Genomic DNA, 25,231 nt, shown 5'->3' on the forward strand with positions numbered 1-25,231 from the left:
TTTCAAACACATGGAGGTTCCCGTGTCCGGAACGGTAATGAATATAACGAGCGCGCGCAAGGCGTTTGGTGGCAATGAGGTGCTCAAGGATATCTCGCTCGAGGTAAAGCGCGGCGAGGTCGTGGCGATTATCGGACCTTCGGGCGGCGGTAAGTCAACGCTGTTGCGCTGCGCCACGCTGCTCGAGACGCTTGACGGCGGCTCGCTTTCGTTTGGTGATCTAGCCGTTGCGACGGATGCGGGATCGGGCACGGTGTATGCGAAAGGCGATGTGCCCAAGCAGGCGCGCTCGCGCTTTGGCCTGGTGTTTCAGAACTACAATTTGTTCCCGCACTATACCGTGATGAAAAACATTACCGACGCTCCGATCCGCGTGCTCAAGCGCCCGCGCGAGCAGGTCGAAGCACGTGCGCGTGAGTTGATCGCGCAGATGGGGCTTACGGGCAACGAGAACAAGGTGCCATGCGAGCTTTCGGGCGGTCAGCAGCAACGTGTGAGTATTGCGCGCGCCTTGGCGCTCGATCCAGAGATCTTGTTCTTCGATGAGCCGACCTCGGCACTCGATCCCGAGCTAACGGCCGAGGTGCTGCGCGTCATTAAAGACCTTGCCGCGCAGAATATGACGATGGTGATCGTGACCCATGCGATGCAGTTTGCGCGCGATGTTGCCGATCGCGTGGTCTTTATGGACGGCGGTCGCATTGTCGAGGAGGGTCCTGCCGAGCAGGTTATCGGCCATCCGCGCGAACGGCGAACGCGCGAGTTCCTGAGCCGTATCGAGGGCTAGGCTCAAGTAGACATTGAGGCGAAACCGCTGCAGGTCTTATGGCCTGCGGCGGTTTTTATTTGCGCCGATGGGACTTAATAACCGCCTCAGGCGTTTGCCCCCTCCTCTCGCCGCCCGTATTCATACGTGCGCCGAAAGGTGTGCATGGACAGTCGCCCGCGAGGGTAGGGTGGTGGCATAGGACATTTGGAGGGTGAGCCGGATCGGCTGCCGACCATGCTGCTCCCGGGACGGCATCGACCGCGAACTCTCCCCGTTGGCGTCGCGCATTGCGCGCGGCCCTGCAAGGAGGTCATCATGGGTGCTCCCAAGACCGGTAACGTAAGGAACGTGGTGCTCGTAGGCCAAGGTGGGGTGGGCAAGACTTCACTCGCCGAGGCCATGCTCCACCTTTCCGGCAAGACCGCCCGCCTGGGCGGCCACGACGGCACCAAGCCCACGCTCGACTATGACCCCGAAGAGGTCAAGCGTGCGTTTTCCATCTCGACGACCATTGCGCCGATCGACTGGAAGGGTGCGCGCATCAATGTGCTCGATGCCCCGTGCTACCCCGATTTTATCGGCGACGCCTTTGCCGCGATGAGCGTCTGCGAGACGGCTCTGTTTGTGGTCGACGCCGAGGCCGGCCCGCAGCCTACGACGGTTAAGCTCTGGTATGCCGCCGAGGACTTGCGTCTGGCGCGTGCGGTGTTCGTAAACCGCCTGTCGCGCTCCGAGGCCAGCTTTGCGACCACGATGGACCTGCTGCAGGAGCGCTTTGGCACGCGCCTGGGCGCCGTGACCCTTCCCTGGGGCGAGGGCGAGGACTTTGACGGTATCATTGACCTGGTGCGCATGAAGGCGCGCCATTGCAACGGCGCCGAAGCCGTTGAGTCGGAGATTCCCGAGGAGTATCGTGCCCAGGCCGAGGAGGCCCATGACCATCTGTGCGAGCTGGTGTCCGAGGCTGACGACGAACTGATGATGAAGTACTTGGAAGGCGAGGAGACGCTGACGCAGGAGGAGCTTGAAGGCCTGCTGTCGAAGGCGATCGCCGAGCGCATCTTTGTGCCGGTCTTTGCGGGCGATTGCATTAAGGAGCAGGGCGTCAACTCGCTGATGGACGACATCGCCACGTACTTCCCGGCGCCGACCGACTATGGTGAAATGCCGCTCATCGACGGTGATTCGCTCAAGATCTCGAGCGACGATGACCGCCCGGTGGCGTTTGTGTTTAAGACCCTGGCCGATCCTCAGCAGGGTCGCATCAGCTTCATCAAGGTGCTGACGGGCACGCTTGAGCCGGGCCTTGAGCTGATCAACGCGCGCACCCGCAAGAGCGATCGTCTGGCTCACCTGTATGTGATGTGCGGCCGCGACATGACCGAGGTCGGTCACGCCTATGCCGGCGATATCATCGTGGCGCCCAAGCTGGCGGCCGAGACGGGCGATACGCTCTCGATTACCGGCAAGGTCGAGGCTGCGGCGTTTAAGTTCCCCAACTCGCAGTACCGCATCGCCATCGAGGCCGAGAATCGCGGCGACGAAGAGAAGCTCTACACGTTTATCGAGAAGGCATGCAAGGCCGATCCGACCATGAGCATCGACCGCGACGAGGAGACCGGCCAGACCATCATTTCGGCGGTGGGCGAGGCGCAGGTTTCGGTCCTGCTCAATCGTCTTGAGGACCGTACCAAGGTCGCGGCCAAGAGCGTGCCGATTCGCATCCCGTATCGCGAGACCATTCGCCGCACGGCAACTGCCCAGGGCCGCCACAAGAAGCAGACCGGCGGCGCCGGACAGTATGGTGACTGCTGGCTGCGCGTAGAGCCGCTCGTTGGGCCCGACGGTACGAGCGACGGCTATGAGTTTGTGGACGAGGTCGTAGGCGGCCGCATTCCGCGCTCGCTGATCCCTGCCGTGGACAAGGGCGTTCAGGAGACCATGAAGGACGGCATCATTGCCGGCTACCCGCTTACGGGCATTCGCGTAGCTGTGTACGACGGCTCGTATCACAGCGTCGACTCCAACGAGATGGCGTTCCGCGCGGCGGCTCGCATCGGCCTGCGCAAGGCATGCGCCGACGCCGACCCGGTGGTGCTGGAGCCCATCGAGGAAATCACGGTGACTATTCCCGAGAGCTACGCCGGCGCCGTGATGGGCGACATCTCGGCCTCGCGCGGTCGCGTGACGGGTATGGAGACCGATGAGCGCGGAGACACCGTGGTCATCGCTCAGGCGCCTCTCGCCGAGCTGACGGATTACTCGACGCGTCTGCGCTCCATCACGCGCGGCACGGGCGACTTTACCATGAAGCCTGCGGGCTATGAGCAGGTGCCTTATGACGTTCAGGCCAAGCTGGTCGAGCGCTATGAGGAGGGCCGTGCCAAGTAGCGTTGGGCGTTGTCTGTAACATACATGCCGATGCAAGGGCCGCTCTGGGCAATCCAGGCGGCCCTTTTTGATCCCTGGGGGATGGAGGAAAACGGTCCATTTTAAGTTTTGGGGCAGCTTGGCCGGCCCTAGTCTCCCGAGGCCTGATTGCGGCCGGTAGCGTAGTCGATCTGCACATGCGGCTGCAGGTTGTAGCAGTACACGTGGAAGCACAGGGTCTTGCCGTGGTCCTCGACCGATTGCGCCTCAAGACGCACGCCACGGCAGACGAGTTCCTCTTCGTTGTACATGGGCGTGACACGGTAGAGCACATGGTTGCCCGTCTCGCGGATGTAGCCGAGAATCTGCTCCTCAAATGGCAGCATGCCCGTTTCGTTGAGATAACGCGTGCCGGTGAGGAGATTCTTGCGGTTGGCGTTTTCGCCGCAGAGCGACCAGGCGATGAGGTGACAGCGATTGTAGAGGCTCTGGCCCGGAATAAAGTCGTAGCGCTGCTGGCGCCATCCGGCGGGATGGATACGCGAGATATCGCCGCGCTCGCCTTGACCGAGCGATTCGGGGCCCACGCAAGCGAGCGCTTTGCGGGTGCGGCCCAGGCTGTCGAGCTTGGAGAACTTCTTAAAGCAGCCCTCTTCGGCGGCGTGCTCGTATTCATCGAGCGTGAATGATGGTGTGCCCAACGGGTGCGTGCTGTCGGCTCGCAGGGCAACATAGGGGTTACCCGCGTAGTCAGGAATGCTGCTGAGGTATACGCCGCGGGCGCGGTCGAGATTGGGGTTTTCGACCTCGTCGATGGGGGTGGCGGCGCTGTCCGCGGAAGTGTCGTCACCGGTGCCGGTTGCGGCGGATTCAGAGCCATCGCCAGAGTCCTGGCTGTTTTGAGGGTCTGAAGAGCTCACTGTTCCCGATTCGAGCCGGGCAACCAGGTCTGCCTCGTCGTCGGTGCGGCTGGGACTCTCGTTTTGTTTTTCGGCCAGAGCTGCCGCCTGTTCATCGCTTTGCGGCGAGAGCAGTCTGGGCGCCCCGTCGAGCGATCCCGTAAACAGCGCAAATCCCAGCACCACAGCGGTGCCGATAGAAAGTGCTTGCTTGTAGGCGGACTTGCGCGACATGGTGACTCCTGGACGGACGGTTGGGAGTCTACCAGTCTAGCAGGAGCCGGCAGGGGCCGTTCTGTCGAACAAATACTTAAGATTTGGGACAAACGCTACGGATTCATTTGCCTCATATGGAGCTGCAGCGGTTATGCATGTGGGGCTATTCGGAGTTTCCCCAGATAAAACCTACCAAAATAAACCTGTCCCTTTTTGGCAGGCTAATCGTGAGTTATTTCACCGCAACTTAGGGCACGGTTAGGAAGTGTGCACCTTAAAGAGTGGAGCCCTTGATTAGAGAGATTGCGCTCGTCTCTCTAAATATCTCTTTAAAGAGAAGGTCAGTTAAAGAGATAACATTAGGAAATCTAGCAGTGAATTTGATGCATCTCTCTAAATTTCTCTCTAAAATAAGATGCCTATCTCTCTAAAGTTAGAGAGATATACTATACTTTAGAGAGATAAATCTATCGTTTTAGAGAGACGGAATGCCAATGCTGCTGGATGAACCTCTTGGCCTTATTGTTGAGCGTCTTCGCAGGCGGGGGACTGATGACGCATCGGTAGAAGTTAAAGCCTGCACGAATAAATTGAGCGCAGACGTATGGGAGACAGTGAGCGCTTTTGCGAACACTGCGGGTGGGCTCATTATTTTGGGCCTGAACGAAGCCGAAGGATTTGTTCCTTCGGCTCACTTTGCTATCGATAGGGTGCGCGATCAGTTTGTTTCGGGTATCGGAGACGGAGGCTCAGCGGCGGTGGTGACCCATGCGCCGCGGTACGAGCTTGATCGAGGCGAGGTTGACGGGCTCCAGGTGCTTCTGGTGCGCATCTTTGAACTTGAGCTTAAAGCGAAGCCTTGCTATATCGGCGCGCGCGGCGTGCAGAACGGTAGCTACAAGCGCGTGGATGATAAAGATATCAAGATGTCACCCGCTGAGCTATATGAGCTGCAGAGCGCGTTGCTTCCGAGCGATGCAGACGGTACGGTGGTTTCGGAGGCAACGGTCGAGGATTTGGATCCAGATGTCGTGCGGTCTATTATCGCAAATCGCCGGCTGCAGACCCCGCGCGTTTTGCGCGGGGCCGATACGCTGGAAAAGCAGCTGGTCAGACTCAATATCACCACAAAGGATGGCGCCGTGAAGCTCGCGGGGCTTCTGTCGGCGGGAATTTACCCCCAGCAGTTCTATCCCAAACTGATGATCGATGTCGCCGTTCATTCCGATGTGGAAAAATCTGCACCCGGGCAACCCCGGTTTATTGACCGCCAGTTGTGCGATGGCCCGATTCCGGCTTGCATCGAAGATGCCCTTGCCGCGATTGGACGAAACTTGCGCAAAGCGACGATAGTGCAAGGCGCTGGCAGAAGGGAGGATTGGGAAGTTCCCCAGGAGGTTTTGCGCGAGGCCTTGGCAAATGCCTGCATCCATCGAGAATATTCGCCCATGTTTGTGGGGCAGGCAGTGAGTGTCGATATCTATCCAGACAGAATAGAGATCAAAAACCCCGGTGGGCTTTGGGGCGGAAAGACGGTGGACAATCTTGCAGACGGGGAATCGCGCTGCCGAAACCCAAAGCTCATGAGCCTAATGGGGGCGACGCCGTTAGAGCATGCCGAGGGGGCCGTTGCAGAAAGCCAGGGATCTGGTATCCCGGCTATGATTCGCGAGATGGAGTCTCGTTCGCTTGGAAGGCCGAAATTTATCGTTAAGGCCGATTCGTTTACGGTGCTGCTTTCCCGGCACGGGGCGGAGCTTGCTGAAAACCGCACGTGGATTCAGAGCCATGTGGGCACCGAGCTGACGGATCGCGAGGAAACATTGCTCATGTTTATGCGGGAGCATGGGTGCGTATGCGATGTTCAAAAAATACGAGAGGCCCTGAAGTGGGATTCGGATGACATTCGCCTGATCTGCGGGGATCTTGTCGATAAACATGTCCTGTCAAAATGTGGCAAAGACACGTTTGAGATTATCGATATGAGCAGAGAACCGTCAGCTTCGACGGCGGATAGGATCCTGGAGGCTCTCAGCGCCGAAGTGGATATGACGGCGCGAGAAATAGCGGTTGCATCGGGGGTCAAAATTTCGTCCGTCCGCTACCATCTGCCAAAAATGGCGGATAAAGGGCTCATCGAAGTAATGGGTTCATCGACGAGCCGCAACCGCCGCTATCGGAAGAAGTAGATGCAGCCGAATGCCCCTCTATCGTCTCTCGAAGTTTGATGGGTGCTAGAGGGGCGACTGCCTCGCGATATTTTCCCAAGATAAAACCTGCCAAAACAAACCTGTCCCTTATTGGCAGGTCTGCGGGTTAATGCCCGCCAAACGAAGTTGCGGTGGAATAGTTCCTGTTTGGGCCCGATGGGCCGCAAAACAGGAACTATTCCACCGCAACTCTTCGGGATGCGCTACTGATTCATGTTGCCGTGGATGTAGGGGGTGACTTCGGGGGAGATGTGGCTGCAGCCCAGCTCGCGCAGCGCGGACTCGATGACGGCGGGCAGCGGGGTCTTGCCCTCGGCATTGACGGTAGCACCGCCGAGAGCGGCAATCTTGGCGACATCTGCGGGAACGGCTTCGATATGCATGCGGCCGCCGACCAAGCGCGCGCGAACCTGCGACAGACCAAGATTGTGCAGGTAGTCCTCGCAGGCGCGGATTAAATCGACCTTCTCATGCGTAAGCTCCTCGCCTGTGGGGACGCGCGTGGCAAGACAGGCTCCCGCCGGCAGGTTCCAAACGGGATAGCCCCATGCGCGCAGCAGCTCGCGCTCTTCGTCCTTGGTAAAGCCGACCTCCATAAGAGGGGAGCGTACGCCGAGCTCTTTGGCAGCGCGCATGCCGGGACGGTAGTCACCGCGATCGCTTGCATTGCTGCCATCGATGACGGTGGGAAAGCCGAGCGACTTAGCGTGGTTGACGATGGCGGTAAAGCCGGCGTGCTTGCAGTGGTAGCAACGGTTGGCGTCGTTGCAGGCTACTTGGGGGAGCTGCAGCTGATCGACCGAAAGATTGAGCACGGGGAGCTTAAAATGCGGTCCCTCATTGGTTTGCCTGTCAACGGATCGCTCAAACGAGGTCTGTTCGGGCGTGCCGATGAGCGGCGTGGTGAGGTGAACGAGAAGCGTGCTGGCAGGCATGATGCGGGCGCAGACCGCGGCCAAAAAGCTGCTGTCGACGCCACCGGAAAAGCCGATGGCGACGCGTCCGTATGCCAAAAGCAGCTGTTCGAGCGCCGCGAGTTTGTCCTGAAGCTCCTTTGCAGGTGCGGTAGTGTCTGAAAGCATAAAACAATCCTTACCATTGAGTACTCGGTCGAAAACTATAATCCTATCGGACTGCTCGTCATATGACTTCTGGCTATGTAACGATAGTGCAATATGCTATATACGTTATATACAAGTTTGTAAAGTGCGCTAGAGTGGCCGTAATGCAATCCGGTGAGGGGACCGATATGATCAAGACTGTAATTTTTGACATGGACGGAACGCTGGTCGATACCGAGCGTTTGGGCATCAAGGCATGGAAGGCGGGCGCTGCCGAGCTGGGGGTCGCGATTGATGATGCGCTGATCCATCAGTTTATCGGCCGCACTCTGCCCGATGTCATGGACATCCTTGATAAGCATTACGGCAGCCATGAAACCACCGAGGCGATCTATGTTCGCCACAAGGAGATTCGCGACGAGATGGTCAAGACCGATTTGGAGCTTAAGGCCGGTGCCGCCGAGTGCCTCGACGAGCTGCTGGCTGCGGGCTATCACGTGGGTCTAGCGACGTCGTCGCGCCTCGCTACGGCCGAGCGCAACCTTAAGATGGTCGGCCTTTTTGACAAGTTTGAGACGGTGACCTGCGGCGAGGACGTCGTGCACGGCAAGCCCGACCCCGAGATGTATCTGCTTGCCTGCGAGCGCGCGGGCTTTGCTCCCGAGGAATGCGCTGTGGTCGAGGATTCGCGCAACGGCTGCGTCTCGGGTATTACGGCCGGCTGCCATGTCTTTGCCGTCCCCGACATTGTGCCGCTGCCGCAGAATGTGGTGGATGGCTGCGAGGCCGTGCTCGATACGCTGTTCGACCTTACGGAGGCGGTCAAGGCCGTGCGCTAGACAGCTGCGGCGTTGAAACGGGCAATTGCCCACATTTACGCTTAAGCATAAGGGGTCCGGCAATGGCCGGGCCTCTTATGCTTAAGCTGCGTTTTGGCATACTGGTCGACGTGCTATAGATACGCGCCCAGGTTGATGGCGGTGGCTTCGGCTTGGCTGCTCGCCTGGGTACTGGCGCGCTCTAAGAGGAACGGCCGCACGAGTTCCTGACGGTTGATGTCCTCGGCGGCTGTGACCTCGGTGACGGTGCGTGCGGCGGAGCCGATACGGACGCGTTTGGTTTTTGTCGGCGCCTTGTTCTCGATTTGCTCCACGAGCAGCTGCACGCCCTTGCGGCCAATTTCGTAACCCGGCGGTGCCACTGTGGTGAGAGGGACCGACCCGCTCCATGCAAGCGGGTTGCCGTCGCAGCCGGCCACGCGAACTTGCTTGGGGACGGAGATGCCTTTGTCGATCAACGCCGAGATAACACCCGAGGCTAATACGTCGGTTAGGCCGATGACAAAATCCGGACGCTCGTCAGCAGAGCGCTCGGCAATCTGGGCGCCGATGCCGTAACCGTCGGCAGCGGTATTCCATTCTCCGGCGTCAATGACCTCAATTTTGATGTCGGGATGAAGGGCGAGGGCCTTGTGAATGCCAAGCACGCGCAGGGTGAGCTGCATAAATGCCGCTCTGCCCACAACGGTGATATGGCGTGCGCCGCGGGCAATGGCGAGCTCGGCGATAATGCGTCCCTGTGCCTCGTTATCGGCGGCCACGTAGTAACCGGGCTCGGAACAGTGGATGTCCAGATGGACAATCGGCACGGGCATCTTGGCCATGGCGGGGTGCCAGTCGGGGGATGCCATGGGCTGAACCATGACGCCGGACATCTGCGTGCCCATAAAGTAGCGCAGGTAATGGTCTTCGAGAATATCGTCGTTATCGGCGTTGGCGATGAGCAGGTCGTAACCGTGCTTGCGAGCCTCGTTATGGGCGCCGCTGGCAATTTGGAGCGAGAAGCCGTGGTCGAGACGGGGGAGGACCAGGCCAAAGGACTTGGTGGTGCCTCCTGCGAGCTGGCGGGCGCTTTGGTTGGGCAGGTAGCCAAGGCGATTGATGGTCTCGTTGATGAGTTTGAGGGTCTCGGGGCGCAGCTTTTCGGGATGGTTGAGCGCGTTGGATACCGTGCCCAGCGAGACCCCTGCCTCGCGCGCGACGTCGCTGATTTTTACCTTTGCCATAGCGGCCCCTTTGATGCGTTTCAAGTACAAGCCAGATTGTAGCATCGCCCGTCCCTAGGGTGTCAAAACCTGCCAATTAGGGACAGGTTTATTTTGGCAGGTTTTATCTGGGGAAACGCCGGAGCCCAGACCAAACCACCGCAAGGGTGGCGCAGTGTGCTGCCTCCTTTGCGGTGGTCGCGTTGCCTGGCCATTCAATTGTCTCGATCTGTAACATCTGGACGACAAACCAAGACCTACCTGTTACAGATTGAGACAGATCGCCGGGGCCGGGCGGAAAATCTCGATCTGTAACAGCAGGCCCTCTTTCGGCGCCCCAGATGTTACAGATTGAGACGTTTCGGCGGAGCTTGTTGCCAGACACCCGAACCACCACGAAGGCGTCTGTCCCCTTTGTGGCGGTTTGGATGAACTTGTTTCCGCAGATGCGGCAATCCTTCTGGTCAGCGCATGCGATGCGCGAGGATACACTGTGCCCCACTCAAATCACACCGCGAAATCGAGGAGGGCGCATGGCCGTCGCAAAGGACTACCAGGGCTATCTTAAGAACAAATGTATCGTCGGTTACGGCATCGTCAACGGCATCGTCAACGCGCTCGTCTTTATGGGCACGCACGTAGGAGACGCCGATATTACTTTTGCCGCCGGCAAGGTTGTCGAGGAGATTGCGCTGACAGGCGCCCTGCTTGGTCTCATTCTGACCTGGTGCGTGGTTCCGCTGACTAAGATGGATTTCAACAAGGGTGTTTACCTGGGCAATTCTGAAGGTTACGGCTGGCTGGCCAAGCTGCCCGAAAAGGCTATCCCTCTGTCGGTCATTGTCGGCGTCATCGCACTTGCGGTCGTCACGCCGCTTGCATGGCTTTGCAGCTTTGTGCTCCCGCTGCCGCTTTCGCGCACGGGCATGATGATCTTTAAGGGCGTTATGTGCTCCATCGCCGGTTGTGTGAGCGGCTATGTTGTTATCGGCGCTACCACCGCGGGCGTCGAAGCTGCAAATCCCGCTGCTGCGGCCTAGGCTCCGCCCGATGCCCAAACAAGCTCTCTCAAACGGCCGGCCCCAAAAAGGGGACCGGCCGTTTTGCTTTTTGTGGACGAAATGACGAAAAACCAGATCGTTCTCTGTCGGCATCAGAGCCATTGCCGTATCTGCGGCAATGGCTCTGATGCCGTCCTTCTTGCACCCCGCCCTATATTTGCCTCGATAAGACGCGCGGGTCCAAAGGGGTTCAGTGCCCGCGTGAAACGGAAAAGAAAGGAACCAACACATGGCTAAAGCTAAAGCTGTGGCAGAGGAGAAGGGTGCCGAGAAGTTTATGCTTCTCCCCGTTCTCGTTCTGATCCTGGCCCAGATGGGCACTTCGGGCGATAACGGCGCCCTTTCGCTCGCCGCAACCGCCCTGACGCAGGACCTCGGCGCCACCACCGCCGACATCCAGCTCGCCAACATGGTCTACTCCCTCATGGCCGGCGCCTTCATGATCGCCGGTGGCATGATGGGCACCATCATCGGCTGGAAGAAGAACTTCCGCATGGGCGCCCTGCTGTGCGCCGCCGGCGAGGTCGTGCTCGCCATGTCTCCCAACATGGCTATCTTCATTTGGGGCGGCCGTACCCTTGTGGGCTTTGGCGCTTCGTTCATGATTCCCTCGGTCCTGGGCCTCGTTCCCAAGATTTATCACGGCAAGAACCGCATGCTCGCATTCGGTTGCATCGGTGCTGCTTCGGGCCTTTCTGCCCTCTTGCCGCTGGTACTGTCCATTGTGCTTATGGCCGCTGGCATGCGCGTGACGTTCTTTGTTCTTGCTGCCTACTTTGTGCTCGTGTTCCTGCTTTCCTTTAAGTTACCCGAGATTGAGCAGAATGATGAGAAGCTCAAGTTCGACGGCATTGGCGTCGCCCTTTCTGCAGCCGGTTTGTTCCTGTTCCTGGTTGGCGTCTCTCGCATTTCGGCCTGGGGTCTCATTGAGCCCTTCGCTGCTTGCCCGTTCACCATTGCCGGCATCTCCCCCTGCCTGCCCATGGCTATCCTGGGCGTTGTCATCCTCATCGTTATGATCAACGTCGAGAAGAAGGTCGAGGAGAAGAACGGCTTCGCGCTGCTTCCCCAGTCCTTCCTTAAGACCCCGCAGGTGCTCGCCGGCCTTGCTGCCTCTGCCATCACCTTCTTCTTCATGGGCGTCCAGTCCATCCTGATGGCTCCCTATCTGCAGCTCGTCGCCGGTTGGACTCCCGCCATTGTCGGTGTTCTTTCCATCGTCGTGGGTATCCCTACCTTTGCCTTCTCCATCGGCATTCCTAAGTTCATGCCCAAGGCCAACCCCCGTCACATCATTCAGATCGGCTATATCGTCATGGCTGCAGCTCTTGTTGTGATGGCTTTCTCCGTGACGCTCGACGGCGCTTCCTATGTGGGCATTATGGTCGGCAGCGTTGTTGCCGGTTCTGGCGCGGGTATTGTTTCCTCTCAGGCCAACAACGTCGTTGCCCTCGCTGTCAACGAGCGCGACGCCTCCCAGTCCGGTGGCATCCAGACCACCATGCGAAACGTTGGCCAGGCCATCGGCATTGCTCTGCTGGGCGCCGTGCTGCTCTTTGGTATCACCAACTCCGTTAAGGATGCAGCCGTTAACGATTCTCGCGTTTCCGAGGCTACCGTTTCCGCCCTGTCCGAGCGCACCGTCGACCTTATGAGCGACGAGAACTTTAGCGCCTCTATCCAGGACATTGAGATGACCGACGAGGAGCGCGATGCGCTGATCGAGATCAACGCTCAGTCTCGCTTCAACTCCACTCGTTTCGCATACTACGTGGGTGCCGCCATCATCGTGCTTGGTCTGGCCACCACTCCTGCCATCAAGAAGTTCTCCAAAGAAGAGGAGTAGGACATGAAGAAGCTGTACTTTAACGGCGACTTTGTTCCCATGACGGGCGAGGGCGATACCTTTGAGGCCCTGCTGGTCGCAGATGAAGGCACCATCGCATTTACCGGTTCGCTCGAGGAAGCCCGCGCTCAGGCAGATGGCGCCGAGGAAATTGACCTTGACGGTGCCTGCCTCATGCCTGGCCTGATCGATCCCCATAGCCACATTTCGGGCTGCACGCAGTATCTGGTCGCTACCGATCTTAATGGTGCGACTGACTTCGACGAGATCGTCGAGCGCCTTGCCGCTTTTGCGGAGCAGCGCGGCATTGGCGAGGACGGCGTGATCATGGGCGTGTCCTACGACCAGAATTCGCTGGCCGAGCATGAGCACCCTAACCGTCACGTGCTCGACCGCGTGAGCGAGAGCATCCCGGTTATCGCCGTGCACGCCTCGAGCCACATGGTTGTTGCCAACACCAAGCTGCTGGAGCTTGCCGGCATTACCGCCGAGACCCCAGACCCCGAGGGAGGTCGGTATGGTCGCGAGGCTGATGGCACTCCGGACGGCTACTGCGAGGAGCCAGGCGCAATGTGGCCGGTCTTCGCCGCGACTCAGCCGCGCCAGAAGATGGACATGGATGCCATGATTGGCGAGATGCAGGACATCTATTTGGAGAACGGCATTACCACCTGCCAGGAGGGCGCTACCACTGCCGACTTTGCGGCGCTGTTCTGCGGCCTTGCGAGCAAGGGCCTGCTCAAGATGGACGTCGTGAGCTATCCCATGTATGGCGAGGATGTCGACAAGATCTTGGCCGACCACGAGTCTTTCGTTTCGCAGGACTACACCAATCATTTCCGCATCGGTGGCCTCAAGATGTTCTTTGACGGTTCTCCGCAGGGTCGCACGGCTTGGATGACCGAGCCCTATGCTCCCGGCGACGAGGGCGAGGGCTATTGTGGCTATGGCACCATGACCGACAAAGCAGCGTACGACTTTATTCGCAAGGCCATTGACGGCAACCATCAGCTGCTTGCCCATACCAACGGCGATGCTGCTGCCGACCAGTATCTGCGCGTGTACAAACGTGCGCTGGAGGATTCGCCCAACCCGGATAAGGCTAGCCTGCATCCGGTCATGATTCACTGCCAGACCGCCCGCCGTGACCAGTATGAGCAGATGGCAGAGATCAACATGATCCCGTCGATCTTCGCAAGCCATATCTGGTACTGGGCCGACGTGCATCTTAAGAACTTTGGGCCCGTGCGCGGTGGACGTGTGTCCGCCTGCCATGACGCTCTGGAGTGCGGCCTGCCGTTTACCTTCCACACCGACACGCCGGTGCTGCGCCCCAACTTCTTTGAGGCCGTGTGGTGTGCCGCCAAGCGCGTCACCAAGGGCGGCGCTCAGCTGGACGAGGATCAGAAGATCAGCGTGTACGAGGGCCTGAAGGCCATCACGGTCAACGGCGCTTTCCAGTATGGCGAGCTCGACCGCAAGGGCACGCTCGAGGCTGGTAAGTTGGCCGACTTCTGCGTTGTCGAGAAGAACCCGCTCAAGATTGAGCTCGATGAGGTGCGCAACCTTCGCGTTCTCGAGACGGTCAAAGAGGGCGAGACCGTCTGGGCTCGTAATTAGCTTCGCTGTGGCCTAGACCGAAGACGATAGAGAAGGGCCCGTGGCTGCAGGGGCGGCGACGGGTCCTTTGCGTTTAAGGGTTTGGGATAGTTTGCTTGAGTTCGCGCGACAGGCGTTTGGGCGGCTTACCGCCCAAGGCCGGCATCGGAGGCGAGCTCTCGGAAGCGCTGCGTAGCTGGAGTAAGGATGCGCTCGTCGCCCGGGGCGACGCAGAGCACCAGGATATGTTGCAGTCGGTCGCCGGTAAAGCCGACGCGCGTTTCCACGCGGTAATGCACGGCTCCAGTTTGGGCGACGTCTTGGGAACAAACGGTCAGCAAGAGCCACGGTCCTCGTGTAAAGGAGAACATCTCGAAGACGCTTGAGAAGTCGGAGAGCGTGCCGCGCCAGAGCCCGTCTTCGATGAGTGCCGCGTGAAGGGTCCGCGTGAGCATGCGCGCGTGCGAAATATCGAGCTCGCGCTCGGGAAGGCCGCCGGCAAGCGGGGCGTCGTCGAGTGCGTGGGGGCATCCAAGCTTCATGAGCAGCAGCTCGATGCGGCTGCGATCGGCGTCATCGATGGCATTGCTCAGCACGCAGAGTGGAAGCGTCGTTTTGATGGGGTCGAATGAGACCAGGAAGTCGAGGCTGCTGTGCCTGGGGTCTGATTCAATCTCGGCGACTTCTGTTTCGGTCAGCACGCGTGCGACTCGCATGCAGGGAATGAGTCGCTCGAGTCGATCACGTGCATAGAAGACCTGCTCAATGCCGCAGTTGACCACGAGTCCGACACGCCATTGGTCGTGCGAGGACAGGCCGTCCATATACGAGAGCAAAAGCATTGCCAGACGCGTCACATCGGTCTGGTATAGATTCAGCCCGGACAGGTCGGGGGCGTCGCGCAGCACCTCGGACAGGCGCATGAACGAGGCCATGTTGTCGTGCCGCACCGTCCAGGTGTTTTCCTGCGGCAGCGAGATGGCGCGCTCGTAGCGCATGTGGGTTTGCCCCGCTTCGATGAGCGCAGCGCATGGCTTCTCCAGATGGAGCGGCGGCCGTGCGCCAAAGCGTTCGGCGAGGGCGCAGAATAACTCCTCGGTGAGGCGTGCCGCCTCGGGCGTGGGTTGATAGGTGCGCTGGAATTCCGGCGTCCAGCGACGTGTGGAGACCGTAAAGAGGTCACGGATGACGCCGCGCTCGTTGTCGGAGACCTCGATGCCAAAGTGCTGTTCAATGCGGTTGGCGACGTCGTCGTACACAACGGGAATCGCCGAGGTGTAACCGCCGACCTCTTTGCCCTTAAGAATGCGCAGGGCCATAATCTGCAGGTAGACGGCAAGTTGGTGGCGGGCATTGTCGGTGTAGAGCGTATGGTTCTCGCGCTCGACGTATGCGATAAGGTCGTTGAAAAACTGTTCGTTGCCTCGAAAAAGTTGCGGCTCGATGCGGCGCTTCATGGCGGTCGACGCAAGCTCAAACAGATAGTAGACGACAAAGAAGCGAATATATTCCTCGGGTCCTTCGACGGCGATGCGGCGACCGCGCACGATTTGAGCACCAAATGGCGTCATGAGTTCGTTCCACGTACGCAAGTCGTCCTGCGCTTGCTGCTTGTTGGTGAGAATGGCACGGGCGAGTGATTTGGTGGTGTACTGATGCTGGTGATCGCAGGTGAGCAGCAGCATGCCACGGTAGAAGCGGTCGAGGCTGGCGTCCATGGAGAGCGAGCGTTCCTTGATGATGTCCGAGATTTGGTCGCGCTGCGTGCTGTCGCCATCGATACGGATGCCGTTGCCGCGCTTGGAGACGATGGCCGCATGAATGCCCATTTCGGTAAGAAAGGCATTGGCGGCGCGCATGTCGTTGCGAACGGTGCGTTCCGAGCAGGCGAGGGCATCGGAAACGTCGACCGTTGGGATATATCCTGCCTGGCCAAGCAGGATCTTTAACAGCTTGGCTTGGCGTTGATTGATGCTCATGAAGGCTCCTGGTATCGCGGGAAAGCTCGATTTGCCGTATATCTGGAAAAGAGCGTGGTACCTGTCATGATACGCATTTTTTATGATGAGTAGGGGAAGGATTGGCTTTAAATCCTTGCCGCATATACGGAATGAAAAAGCGGATGGTGATGTGCATGGATCGCGCGGTTTCGAGTTCGGGGATGGAGCCTGCGGCACCTTCTCGTTTGGCACGTCTGGCGCCGTTGATCGTGCTGGCATGCGCTCAGGTGGGCACCTCGGCAGATAACGGCGCGTTTTCGGTTGCCATGGCCGAGATGATGCGCGTGTTTGGATGCCCTCTCTCCGACGTTCAGATGGCGAGCACGGTTTATTCGCTTATGGCAGGAACTTTTATGCTTGCGAGCGGTTTGCTCGGCATGGTCATCGGGTGGTGCCGCAATTTCCGCGCCGGATTGGTGCTTGCCGTGGTGGGCGAGCTGCTGTGTGCGTTTTCGCCGAGCATTGAGCTGCTTATTTGGGGCGGCCGATTGATGGTCGGTCTGGGCGCAAGCCTCATTATCCCTTCGGTACTCGGCATGGTGTCCATGCTGTACGAGGGGGAGGAACGCAAGCAAGCGTACGGCGTGATCGCTGCGTCCGCGGCGCTTGCGACGATTATTCCCATCGCGCTGGGCATTCTGGTCGATGTTGCGGGCTTTCGCGTGACCTTTGGCGTGCTTGCTGCCTATTTTGTGGCCCTACTCGTTGCGAGCGCGAAGCTGCCGACGGGCGGCGGACTGCATACGGGCAAGTTTGACGCGCCGGGTGCAGTTATTGCCTCTCTGGGATTGTTCGCCGTTATGTACGGCCTCTCGCGCATCTCGACTTGGGGCGTGTTTGCTCCCTTGCCGCAGGCGCCCTTTACAATCGCGTGCGTCTCTCCTGCGCTTCCTATCGTTGGCGTCGGCATACTGTTGCTGGTGATTTTGATTCCGGTCGAGCGTTGGATGGAGCGGACGCACGGCATAGCAATTTTGCCGTCGAGCTTTGTGCGCAACGCCACCGTTCGAGCCGGCGTTGTGGCCATTGCCCTGCCGTTCTTCTACATGGGCGCTCAGGGCTTGGTGGGCACTTCGTACTATCAGCTTGTGGTTGGCCTCGGCGGTATGCAGACCGCGCTCCTGGGCATTATCTCGGGCGTGCCCATGCTGGTGCTCGCGATGTTTGTGCCGCGCAAGTTCCCGCAGCTCAAGCCCTGGTCTGTGGTTCGTGTGGGCTATGTGTTTATGGCCGCCGCCTGCGTGAGTATGGCGTTTGGCGTGCGCGTGTCCGAGCTTACGCCCATTATGGTGGTCGGTACGCTCTTTGGCGGCGTGGGCGTTGGCTTGGTGAACTCGCAGGCCAACAACATCGTTGCTTCTGCTGTACCGCCGAGTGATGCCCAGCAGTCGGGTGGCATTCAGGGCGCCGCGCGAAATCTCGGCCTTGCGCTGGGCTCCGCCGCCATGGGTTCGGTTTTGCTTATTGCCGTCAACACCGGCCTCGATGCGCGCATCGAGGCGAGCGGCATGGTCGACACGCAAGACAAGGCGGCGCTCGAAGAGGTTGTCTACACCTTTGAAAGCGACGCGGCATTTACGGCGCGCTTGGAATCCATGGACGTTGCGCTCGAGGCGCAAGGGGAGCTCTTGGCAGATAACGACGAGGTCCGTGCGAACTCCGCAGCCACCGCTTTTTACGTTGTGGCGGGGCTTGCCACGGCGGCGCTTGCAACGACCTTTCCAAAGCAAAGCGCATAGCCGTTGCCTATCGAACCACCACAAAGGTGCCTGTCCCTTTTGTGGCGGTTTTGGCGCGGCTGGGCTGCGCGTTAAACAGTGGAGTGTCTACAATAGAAGCCGTTTTGATCGTAGATTGAAAGGCTTGGTAAGACTCGCTCTGTTTCTCGTCGTGATTTCTTGGGCTTGATCGCCGGCGCTGCAATGGTTGCGACGAGCGGTTGCGCTGACAGTGGCGCTGACAAGGGCTCTGCCGCTGGTTCTGCCGCGGTTGCGGGCGATGATATCAAGGGTGCCAAGCTCACCTTTGTGGGCGACGACGCCTTTGCACCCTATCGTTATCTGGAGACGCAGTCGGACGGCAAGCAGAAGGTTGTCGGCCTGGATATCGCCATTGCCGACGAGATGGCCTCGCGCTTGGGCTTTTCTTATGACTTTGAGCCGCAGGACTTTGCCGCCACGCTTGCATCGGTGCAGGGCGATGACAAGGTCTTTACCATGGCGATGAGCTCCAACGAAGAGCGCGAGCAGACCTACGACTTCACACGCGGTTACTATCAGCCGCTCGTGGGCGTTCTCACACTCGGCGGTGATCCCGTCAAGCGCGTTGAGGACCTCGCCGGCAAGTCTATCTCCTGCACCACCGGTACCGTGCAGAACAAGTTCATCGCCAAGGTCATGCCCGATGCCGATATTCACACGTACGACGGTGGCGACCAGTGCCTGCAAGAGGCGCTCGCCGGGCGCATCGATGCCTACCTGTGCGACGGCGCCGAGGGCCAGTCCATGCGCGATGCGAACGAGGGACTGGTGCTGGGCCTGCTCGATCGCTCCGAGACGAGCGATCATGTGGGCGTGTACCGCCTGATGGCCAAGAAGGGTGCCGGATTTGTCGCGGCGCTTGACGAGTGCATCGGCGAGATGCTCGAGGACGGCACCATCGATGACTGCATCAAGCAGTATGTGGGCGCCGACTTTATGTGGAACGGCGACTATTCCGCTTCCGGCACGTCGACGGTTGCCGGAAAATAGCGAGCCGGTGAGGCGCGCGCCAAGGGCATGCTGATGAAGTTTGAACTGCTAGAACCATATATGCCAATGTTTACGAGCGGCCTGGTCGTGAGCTGTCAGGTGACGACCGCCGCGCTGGTCATAGCGCTCGCCTTGGGCTTTTTCATTGCCGTGCTCAAGGTTTTGCCCTGTCGCCCGTTGCGCGCGGTGCTCAACTTCTACACCTCTATCTTTCGCGGCGTGCCGCTCATCGTGCTGCTCTTTTTGGCGTACTTTGCGACGCCGCAGCTCACGGGCTTTAATATTTCGATGTTTGCCGCCGGTGCCATTACGCTGGGGCTCAACGGCTCAGCGACGGTGTCCGAGACGGTACGCGGTGGTATCGAGGACGTTGACCGGGGGCGGTACGATGCCGCTCGGGCCATCGGGCTTCGCTATGCCCCCACGATGCGCAAGATCGTTGTTCCGCAGGCGATGCGCTCGATTGCCCCCGCCCTGGTCAACGAAGTGATCACGGTCCTCAAGAGCTCCTCGCTGGTGGCAACCATCGGCCTGATGGATATGATGTGCGCCGCCCAGAGCGTGCAGGCGCTCACCTATCGATCCTTTGAACCGTTTTTAGTGGTGGCCGTGGTCTACTACGTTATTGTCATGGCGCTCACGGCCCTGGGCAATCGGCTCGAACGCCGTCTGCGTCCCTAGGGGAGTGCCCATCACCGCAAAGGTGCCTGTCCCCTTTGCGGTGGTGGGGTGTGTGCATCGGGTGGTATCTAAGTTGAGATACCACTTCTGGTATATCAGCTTGCGCTTGCGTGAGTACAATACTCGAACGTTATACGTCTCAGCGCCCCTTGTGCGTGGACGTTTTGCAGTCACGCGAGCGAAGGGATTTATCCTATGTGCGGAATTGTCGGCTACACCGGCTCTGATATTGCAAAGAACATCCTTGTCACGGGCCTTAAGCGTATGGAATATCGCGGCTATGACTCCTCGGGCGTCGCGCTCGAGGTGGGCGAGGGCACGGCGGCTCACCTCGACGTCATTCGCCGCGTGGGCAAGGTCGCGGGCCTGGAGAGCGAACTTACCAATGTCGACAGCGACGCCACCTGCGGCATCGGCCACACCCGCTGGGCTACCCACGGCAAGCCCTCCGTTGTCAACGCCCATCCCCACACCAGCTGCGACGGTCGCATCGCCATCGTCCACAACGGCATCATCGAGAACTTCGCCGAGCTGCGTGAGGAGCTGGAGGGCCGCGGCCATCACTTTAAGAGCGAGACCGACACCGAGGTCTTTGCGCACTTGATCGAAGAGGCCTATGCCGAGACACACGACCTGATGGCTTCTGTGCGCGAGGCCTGCACCCACGTGGTGGGCGCCTATGGTTTGGCCGCCGTTTCTGCCGATGAGCCCGGCGTGATCGCCGTGGCCCGCAAGGACTCCCCGATTGTGGTCGGTGTCGGCGAAACCGGCTCCTACGTTGCCTCCGACGTGATCGCGCTTATCGATGCCACCCGCGATGTCGTGGTGCTCGAAGACGGTCAGTTTGCCAAGCTTACGCCCGCAGGCGTCGAGTATACCGACGAGGCTGGCAACGTGATTGAGCCCAAGCTTACCCATATCGACTGGGACCTGGATATGGCCGAAAAGGGCGGTTATCCCGACTTTATGCTTAAGGAGATCCATGAGCAGCCTCGCGTCGTGCGTGATACCCTGGTGGGCCGCATGACCCCCGCCGGTGAGCTCGATATCGACGAGCTGGGCCTTTCGCTCGAGGAGCTCAACGATATCGACCGCGTGTATGTGATTGCCTGCGGCACCAGCTACCATGCCGGACTTATCGCCAAGAACCTTATTGAGGGTTGGGCTCGTATTCCTACCGAGGTCGAGGCGGCAAGCGAGTTCCGCTATCGCAACCCCATCATCACGCCGACGACGCTTGTCGTGGCCGTGTCCCAGTCGGGCGAGACGGCCGACACCCTTGCCGCCATTCGCGATGCACGCATCAAGGGTGCCAAGGTCTTTGGCATCACCAACGTGCTGGGCAGCCCGGTGGCGCGCGAGAGCGACGGCGTTATCTACACCAAGGCCAACAAGGAGATTGCAGTTGCCTCGACCAAGAGCTTCATCGGTCAGGTCGTGAGCCTTACGCTTTTGGCCCTGCTGCTGGCGCAGGTTAAGTACCGTCTGACCACCAAGCAGGCGCGCATGCTGTTCCGCGAGCTTTCCGATACGGCCGAGCAGATCCAGTGGATCCTGGATACGCAGACCGAGGCCGTGCACGAGGCCGCGCTTGTCTGCAAGGACGCGCAGTCTGCACTGTTCGTGGGTCGCGGCATGGGCGCCGCCATTTCCTACGAGGGCGCGCTCAAGCTCAAGGAGGTCAGCTACCTGCATGCCGAGGCATATGCTGCCGGCGAGATGAAGCACGGCCCTATCGCGCTGATCGACCCGGGTTTCCCCGTTATCGCGGTTGCAACCAAGAGCGCAACATACGACAAGACGGTGTCGAACCTCATGGAGTGCAAGGCGCGCGGCGCCAAGGTCATCGTCGTTGCTACCGAGGGCGACGAGGAAATCAACAAGATCGCCGACTGCGTCATTCGCGTGCCGTCCGTCCGTGACGTATTCAGCCCCATCACGGCGAGCGTTCCGCTGCAGCTGCTCGCCCGCGAGGTTGCCATCCTGCGCGGTTGCGACGTTGACCAGCCCCGCAACCTGGCCAAGAGTGTCACAGTAGAGTAATCGAGTTCCTACGTCCTAACAACTAAGGCCCGGCTTCGTTGCAGCGGAGCCGGGCCTTGTTGCATTTGCCCAGATAAAACCTGCCAAAATAAACCTGTCCCTTTTTGGCAGGTTAGCGGAGCTTGCTGGTCTCGAAGTACTCGGGATATTGGTCCAGGACCTCGGTCTGGTTGCGGAACATCATATGCAGGTGCTTGCTGACCAAAAAGCTTGCCTCGATAGGATCGCGACCGGCGATGGCGCGGCGGATTTGCTTGTGCTCGTTAACAATCTCCTGATTGTCGAGCGCCTGCGTAGCGGCGCGCAGCCAGCGGAAGCGCTCCAGGTCGGCATTGGTCGCCTCGAGCCACGACCACACGGTGCTGCGGCACGCGATGCTAAAGATCATGCGGTGCATGAGGTTGTCGCTTAAAAAGAAGCCGATGCGGTCCTCTTCGGCCATGGCTTTTTCCTGCAGCGCGATGGCTCGGTCGAGCTGCTCGACGCCTACCGAGGTGGCACGGGCGCAGCACTCCACAATCACCTGCTTTTCCAGGTGTTCGCGAATGTAGCAGGCACTCTCGGCAAGGGTGAGGTTGATGGGCGAGACATAGGTGCCGCTTTGGGGCACGGTGCGCACTAGGCCCTCTTGCGCCAGACGCACCAGTGCCTCGCGCACAGGGGTGCGCCCCATATCTAGGTCGTCACAAAGCTGCTTGACGCCCAACTTTTCGCCCGGCTTGTAGTCCAGGTAAACTATTTTGCGTCGAATGGTGTGGTAGGACTGGTCCTGTAGGCTCGTTTCCTGCTCGCCGACGTGCATCGATTCTTCCATAGTGCCTCGCAACTGTTCTATCACACTCATATGTCAGTTGTTAATTATGCCGCGAATCAGCTCTCCGCGCTGGGTAATTCGGTTGTTGCCCGAGAACTATTGCGGCATTTTAGTCTGTTTTTGCGTATGGCTGTGCTCAATGTTGCCGTATCATAAGCCGTCGCAAACGTGAAATAGAAAGAAGGAATCCCGTATGCAACTGGTAAATATCGTACGCGAGCGCTGGAAGGGCGTCTTGTTCTGCCTGATCATCGCCATCCCTGCGTCGTTGCTCGGCAAACAGATTGAGGTGGTCGGTGGGCCGGTATTTGCCATCCTCTTTGGTATGGTTCTGGCGCTCGCCTTTCCCAAGAATCGTCGAGAACAGCTCGCCGCCGGCGTCACCTTTACGTCTAAAAAAGTCTTGCAGTACGCGGTTATCCTGCTTGGCTTTGGCATGAACCTCTCGCAGATTCTGTCCAAAGGCGCCCAGTCGTTGCCGATTATCGTGGCTACGATCTTGACCTCGCTCATCATCGCCTTTGTGCTCTGCCGCGTTATGAACGTGCCGGGCAAGATCGCGACGCTTGTGGGTGTGGGTTCGTCGATTTGCGGCGGTTCCGCCATCGCCGCGACCGCGCCTGTCATCGATGCCGACGATCGCGAGATTGCCCAGGCTATTTCGGTCATCTTCCTGTTTAACGTTATCGCGGCGCTCGTGTTTCCAACGCTTGGAGGCATGCTTGGGCTGACCAACGAGGGCTTTGGCCTGTTTGCCGGTACCGCTATCAACGACACCTCGTCTGTAACGGCTGCGGCGAGCGCCTGGGACAGTATGCATCCTGGCGCCAATGTGCTCGAGAGCGCTACGGTAGTCAAGCTCACCAGGACGCTGGCTATTATTCCCATCACGTTGGTCCTCGCATGCTGGCAGATGCATCTGGCGCGCAAGGCCGGCGGCGACGCCAAAAGCACGTTCTCCCTTAAGCGCGCGTTTCCCATGTTTGTGCTGTTCTTTGTGCTGGCGAGTGTGGTCACCACAGTGTTTCAGCTTCCCGCTTCCGTTACGGCGCCCATCAAGGAGCTGTCGAAGTTCTTTATCGTGATGGCCATGGCGGCTATTGGCTTTAATACCGATATCGTCGAGCTGGTCAAAAAAGGCGGCAAGCCCATCGCATTGGGCTTTTGCTGCTGGATTGGCATTGCGTGCATGGGTTTGGGAATGCAGCACGTGCTGGGAATCTGGTAGAGAAGTAGCCCATTTACGTGCTGGTTGCCGGTGGCCGCATCCTCGCGGTGGAGCGATAGGAGCTCTTGCGGGTATGGCTTGTCCGCAGGTTAATAGATCCCGAAGAGCTCTTATCGCCCCGCCAGGATGGCGATGCGGGGCAACACCTATACTCGCAGGATGGCGCTTTCTGCCCTATAGTGTTTGGTGAGCAATATCGTTCAATTTTGAAACACTCGGTCGTGCGACCGTCGGCGGTTGTACGTCGCAGCGGACAGGGGCAAATCATGGATAGCGATGCCAAGCTGAACATCTTGACCGATGCCCTAGCTGCTGCCGGGGCCTCGGCATTGGCAATCGATGCGCGTGGGGACGTCGCGATCTCGACCATGAATGACGCGGCGCTTGAGCGGGATGTGGCGGCTTTTGTCGCTGAGCGCCTCGACCGCATAGGAGACGGCGCGCGTCTGGTTATGGTGCGTGCGGGTACGCGCCTGAGCCTGACCGTTCGCCCCACCGACAAAGAGGGCGGGGGCCTTTGGGTCATCGTGGTCCGCGAGGTGCGCGCCGCCGCGGCGCATGCGGGCATCGAGTGGCTCAACGCCGACGAAGTTGAGGCCCGCTACGAATCGAGCGCGTACGGCATCGTCGAAGATGCGGCAGCGGTCGCTGCCCCCGTACGGGAGAGCTATGCGCGCGGAGTGCCCCTTATGCTCGAGGGCGAGCTGGGCGCGGGACAGGATCAGATTGCAAAACGCCTGTACCTGGATGGACCCTATGCCGATCAGCCCTTTGTGTCCGTTGCGCTCGATGAGCTTACGGATCGCGGTTGGCGCCATCTGCTCAAAAGTTCCGAATCGCCGCTATTCCAAACGGGGCTGACACTTTGCATGGGCGGCTGGCATGCCGTTGGCCCCCAACGCCTGCGCGAGCTCGTGTCCGCAATGATCGACACGGCGCTCGCAACTCGTTGCCATGTGGTGTTGACGGCAAACGACATGCCAGGCGGCGGCGAAAGCGATCAGGCTGCTTTTGTAACCGAGCGTCTGGCCTGTGCAGTGAGTGTGGCGCCGGCGATTGCCGAGCAGGGCGGCGCGTCGGAAAAGGTTGCGCGCTATCTGGAGTATCTGGCAGATATGTTTGAGACGGCAACACCCGCCTTGTCGTCCGGGGCGGCAAAGACACTCGATGCCTATCGATGGCCCCGTAACTATCTACAGCTTCGTGAGGTTTCGGAACGACTTTATATATTAGTGAGGACGGGTACAGCCGAGCGGGCGGTGGCGGAGGAGGTGCTCGCTCAGGAGGACGTTATCAAGACCGCGACCTTTGGTGCCCCGACGCTCGATAGCGATCTGTATATCTTGCGCCCACTGGCCGATACCGAGCGCGATATCGCGCGGCTGGTCGTAGGTCACCTTCACGGCAACAGGACCCGAGCTGCCGAAGTGCTAGGCATAAGCCGTACGACCCTGTGGCGCCTGCTGAAGGACGACGACCGTTAAGCGAGGCGCCCGTGACCGCGCGCGGCGCGTGTGATACAGTCCAAAGCAGTATTGTTTCGACTGTGTTACGGCGTGCGGGGAGTATGGCGGAGACTTCAAAAACAAATCGGGTTCGAAAGCCCGCGGCGCCGGTCAACCGTCGCACGACTTCACGGA

General features: G+C 59.4%; 18 protein-coding genes. 13 read left to right on the top strand and 5 right to left on the bottom strand.

What is annotated here, in order from left to right:
- Window positions 1-37 precede the first annotated feature (37 nt).
- Together ACTNB2_RS04355 and ACTNB2_RS04360 are read left to right on the top strand one after the other, a co-directional pair.
- On the top strand, window positions 38-787 hold the full coding sequence (locus ACTNB2_RS04355; RefSeq protein ID WP_195838601.1) for an amino acid ABC transporter ATP-binding protein: 750 nt from the start codon (window positions 38-40) through the stop codon (window positions 785-787).
- Between the two features lie 297 nt (window positions 788-1,084).
- Window positions 1,085-3,160 carry an elongation factor G gene (locus ACTNB2_RS04360; RefSeq protein WP_441041371.1) on the top strand — a complete coding sequence of 692 codons (2,076 nt, stop codon included), beginning with the start codon at window positions 1,085-1,087 and terminating at the stop codon, window positions 3,158-3,160.
- A gap of 128 nt (window positions 3,161-3,288) precedes the next feature.
- On the opposite strand, the gene ACTNB2_RS04365 is transcribed toward ACTNB2_RS04360, so the two are convergent.
- Window positions 3,289-4,272 (bottom strand): DNA/RNA non-specific endonuclease, encoded by a 984-nt coding sequence (locus ACTNB2_RS04365; protein WP_441041372.1) that lies wholly within the window; start codon window positions 4,270-4,272, stop codon window positions 3,289-3,291.
- Window positions 4,273-4,748: 476 nt separating this feature from the next.
- On the opposite strand from ACTNB2_RS04365, the gene ACTNB2_RS04370 reads away from it, so the two are divergent.
- Complete coding sequence (locus ACTNB2_RS04370) at window positions 4,749-6,443, top strand: ATP-binding protein (RefSeq protein ID WP_441041374.1); 1,695 nt, start codon at window positions 4,749-4,751, stop codon at window positions 6,441-6,443.
- 224 nt (window positions 6,444-6,667) lie between these two features.
- Here the strand turns inward: ACTNB2_RS04370 and ACTNB2_RS04375 are convergent, their stop codons facing one another.
- Window positions 6,668-7,546, bottom strand: a complete 879-nt coding sequence (locus tag ACTNB2_RS04375; RefSeq protein ID WP_441041375.1) for a hypothetical protein — start codon at window positions 7,544-7,546, stop codon at window positions 6,668-6,670.
- A 167-nt stretch (window positions 7,547-7,713) separates the two neighbouring features.
- Between ACTNB2_RS04375 and ACTNB2_RS04380 the strand changes: the two genes are divergently transcribed.
- Window positions 7,714-8,364, top strand: a complete 651-nt coding sequence (locus ACTNB2_RS04380; protein ID WP_195838603.1) for an HAD family hydrolase — start codon at window positions 7,714-7,716, stop codon at window positions 8,362-8,364.
- Between the two features lie 113 nt (window positions 8,365-8,477).
- Here ACTNB2_RS04380 and ACTNB2_RS04385 read toward each other — a convergent pair whose 3' ends face one another.
- Window positions 8,478-9,590 carry a LacI family DNA-binding transcriptional regulator gene (locus ACTNB2_RS04385; protein ID WP_441041376.1) on the bottom strand — a complete coding sequence of 371 codons (1,113 nt, stop codon included), beginning with the start codon at window positions 9,588-9,590 and terminating at the stop codon, window positions 8,478-8,480.
- Window positions 9,591-10,102: 512 nt separating this feature from the next.
- On the opposite strand from ACTNB2_RS04385, the gene ACTNB2_RS04390 reads away from it, so the two are divergent.
- The 3 genes from ACTNB2_RS04390 to ACTNB2_RS04400 all read left to right on the top strand — a co-directional run bounded on the left by ACTNB2_RS04390 (window position 10,103) and on the right by ACTNB2_RS04400 (window position 14,096).
- Complete coding sequence (locus ACTNB2_RS04390) at window positions 10,103-10,609, top strand: hypothetical protein (protein WP_441041377.1); 507 nt, start codon at window positions 10,103-10,105, stop codon at window positions 10,607-10,609.
- Between the two features lie 250 nt (window positions 10,610-10,859).
- On the top strand, window positions 10,860-12,476 hold the full coding sequence (locus ACTNB2_RS04395) for an MFS transporter (protein WP_441041378.1): 1,617 nt from the start codon (window positions 10,860-10,862) through the stop codon (window positions 12,474-12,476).
- A 3-nt stretch (window positions 12,477-12,479) separates the two neighbouring features.
- Entirely contained in the window at window positions 12,480-14,096 is a 1,617-nt protein-coding gene (locus ACTNB2_RS04400) for an amidohydrolase (RefSeq protein WP_441041380.1), read from the top strand.
- Between the two features lie 125 nt (window positions 14,097-14,221).
- On the opposite strand, the gene ACTNB2_RS04405 is transcribed toward ACTNB2_RS04400, so the two are convergent.
- Entirely contained in the window at window positions 14,222-16,054 is a 1,833-nt protein-coding gene (locus ACTNB2_RS04405; protein WP_441041381.1) for a BglG family transcription antiterminator, read from the bottom strand.
- A gap of 155 nt (window positions 16,055-16,209) precedes the next feature.
- On the opposite strand from ACTNB2_RS04405, the gene ACTNB2_RS04410 reads away from it, so the two are divergent.
- The 4 genes from ACTNB2_RS04410 (at window position 16,210) to glmS (ending at window position 21,549) form a co-directional block, all read left to right on the top strand.
- A complete protein-coding gene (locus ACTNB2_RS04410; protein WP_441041382.1) occupies window positions 16,210-17,814 on the top strand; it encodes an MFS transporter in 1,605 nt (534 codons plus the stop codon).
- A gap of 183 nt (window positions 17,815-17,997) precedes the next feature.
- A complete protein-coding gene (locus ACTNB2_RS04415) occupies window positions 17,998-18,825 on the top strand; it encodes a substrate-binding periplasmic protein (protein WP_441041383.1) in 828 nt (275 codons plus the stop codon).
- 60 nt (window positions 18,826-18,885) lie between these two features.
- Window positions 18,886-19,506 carry an amino acid ABC transporter permease gene (locus tag ACTNB2_RS04420; protein ID WP_441041384.1) on the top strand — a complete coding sequence of 207 codons (621 nt, stop codon included), beginning with the start codon at window positions 18,886-18,888 and terminating at the stop codon, window positions 19,504-19,506.
- 195 nt (window positions 19,507-19,701) lie between these two features.
- Window positions 19,702-21,549, top strand: a complete 1,848-nt coding sequence (gene glmS, locus ACTNB2_RS04425) for a glutamine--fructose-6-phosphate transaminase (isomerizing) (protein WP_441016615.1) — start codon at window positions 19,702-19,704, stop codon at window positions 21,547-21,549.
- A gap of 112 nt (window positions 21,550-21,661) precedes the next feature.
- On the opposite strand, the gene ACTNB2_RS04430 is transcribed toward glmS, so the two are convergent.
- The gene (locus ACTNB2_RS04430; protein ID WP_441041386.1) at window positions 21,662-22,363 is read right to left on the bottom strand and encodes a GntR family transcriptional regulator; all 702 of its coding nucleotides are present in this window, start codon (window positions 22,361-22,363) and stop codon (window positions 21,662-21,664) included.
- 193 nt (window positions 22,364-22,556) lie between these two features.
- Between ACTNB2_RS04430 and ACTNB2_RS04435 the strand changes: the two genes are divergently transcribed.
- Both ACTNB2_RS04435 and ACTNB2_RS04440 read left to right on the top strand, forming a co-directional pair.
- Complete coding sequence (locus ACTNB2_RS04435; protein ID WP_441041387.1) at window positions 22,557-23,591, top strand: YeiH family protein; 1,035 nt, start codon at window positions 22,557-22,559, stop codon at window positions 23,589-23,591.
- A 266-nt stretch (window positions 23,592-23,857) separates the two neighbouring features.
- Window positions 23,858-25,075, top strand: a complete 1,218-nt coding sequence (locus tag ACTNB2_RS04440) for a helix-turn-helix domain-containing protein (protein ID WP_441041388.1) — start codon at window positions 23,858-23,860, stop codon at window positions 25,073-25,075.
- Window positions 25,076-25,231 lie beyond the last annotated feature (156 nt).

The organism is Collinsella sp. HCP28S3_G2 (assembly GCF_052065125.1).
Classification (GTDB): Bacteria; Actinomycetota; Coriobacteriia; order Coriobacteriales; family Coriobacteriaceae; genus Collinsella.

Excerpts from the sequence above, each read along its gene's own strand:
- ACTNB2_RS04355 (WP_195838601.1), top strand. The coding sequence starts at position 38 with ATGAATATAACGAGCGCGCGCAAGGCGTTTGGTGGCAATGAGGTGCTC.
- ACTNB2_RS04360 (WP_441041371.1), top strand. The coding sequence starts at position 1,085 with ATGGGTGCTCCCAAGACCGGTAACGTAAGGAACGTGGTGCTCGTAGGC.
- ACTNB2_RS04365 (WP_441041372.1), bottom strand. The coding sequence starts at position 4,272 with ATGTCGCGCAAGTCCGCCTACAAGCAAGCACTTTCTATCGGCACCGCT.
- ACTNB2_RS04370 (WP_441041374.1), top strand. The coding sequence starts at position 4,749 with ATGCTGCTGGATGAACCTCTTGGCCTTATTGTTGAGCGTCTTCGCAGG.
- ACTNB2_RS04375 (WP_441041375.1), bottom strand. The coding sequence starts at position 7,546 with ATGCTTTCAGACACTACCGCACCTGCAAAGGAGCTTCAGGACAAACTC.
- ACTNB2_RS04380 (WP_195838603.1), top strand. The coding sequence starts at position 7,714 with ATGATCAAGACTGTAATTTTTGACATGGACGGAACGCTGGTCGATACC.
- ACTNB2_RS04385 (WP_441041376.1), bottom strand. The coding sequence starts at position 9,590 with ATGGCAAAGGTAAAAATCAGCGACGTCGCGCGCGAGGCAGGGGTCTCG.
- ACTNB2_RS04390 (WP_441041377.1), top strand. The coding sequence starts at position 10,103 with ATGGCCGTCGCAAAGGACTACCAGGGCTATCTTAAGAACAAATGTATC.
- ACTNB2_RS04395 (WP_441041378.1), top strand. The coding sequence starts at position 10,860 with ATGGCTAAAGCTAAAGCTGTGGCAGAGGAGAAGGGTGCCGAGAAGTTT.
- ACTNB2_RS04400 (WP_441041380.1), top strand. The coding sequence starts at position 12,480 with ATGAAGAAGCTGTACTTTAACGGCGACTTTGTTCCCATGACGGGCGAG.
- ACTNB2_RS04405 (WP_441041381.1), bottom strand. The coding sequence starts at position 16,054 with ATGAGCATCAATCAACGCCAAGCCAAGCTGTTAAAGATCCTGCTTGGC.
- ACTNB2_RS04410 (WP_441041382.1), top strand. The coding sequence starts at position 16,210 with ATGGATCGCGCGGTTTCGAGTTCGGGGATGGAGCCTGCGGCACCTTCT.
- ACTNB2_RS04415 (WP_441041383.1), top strand. The coding sequence starts at position 17,998 with ATGGTTGCGACGAGCGGTTGCGCTGACAGTGGCGCTGACAAGGGCTCT.
- ACTNB2_RS04420 (WP_441041384.1), top strand. The coding sequence starts at position 18,886 with ATGCCAATGTTTACGAGCGGCCTGGTCGTGAGCTGTCAGGTGACGACC.
- glmS (WP_441016615.1), top strand. The coding sequence starts at position 19,702 with ATGTGCGGAATTGTCGGCTACACCGGCTCTGATATTGCAAAGAACATC.
- ACTNB2_RS04430 (WP_441041386.1), bottom strand. The coding sequence starts at position 22,363 with ATGGAAGAATCGATGCACGTCGGCGAGCAGGAAACGAGCCTACAGGAC.
- ACTNB2_RS04435 (WP_441041387.1), top strand. The coding sequence starts at position 22,557 with ATGCAACTGGTAAATATCGTACGCGAGCGCTGGAAGGGCGTCTTGTTC.
- ACTNB2_RS04440 (WP_441041388.1), top strand. The coding sequence starts at position 23,858 with ATGGATAGCGATGCCAAGCTGAACATCTTGACCGATGCCCTAGCTGCT.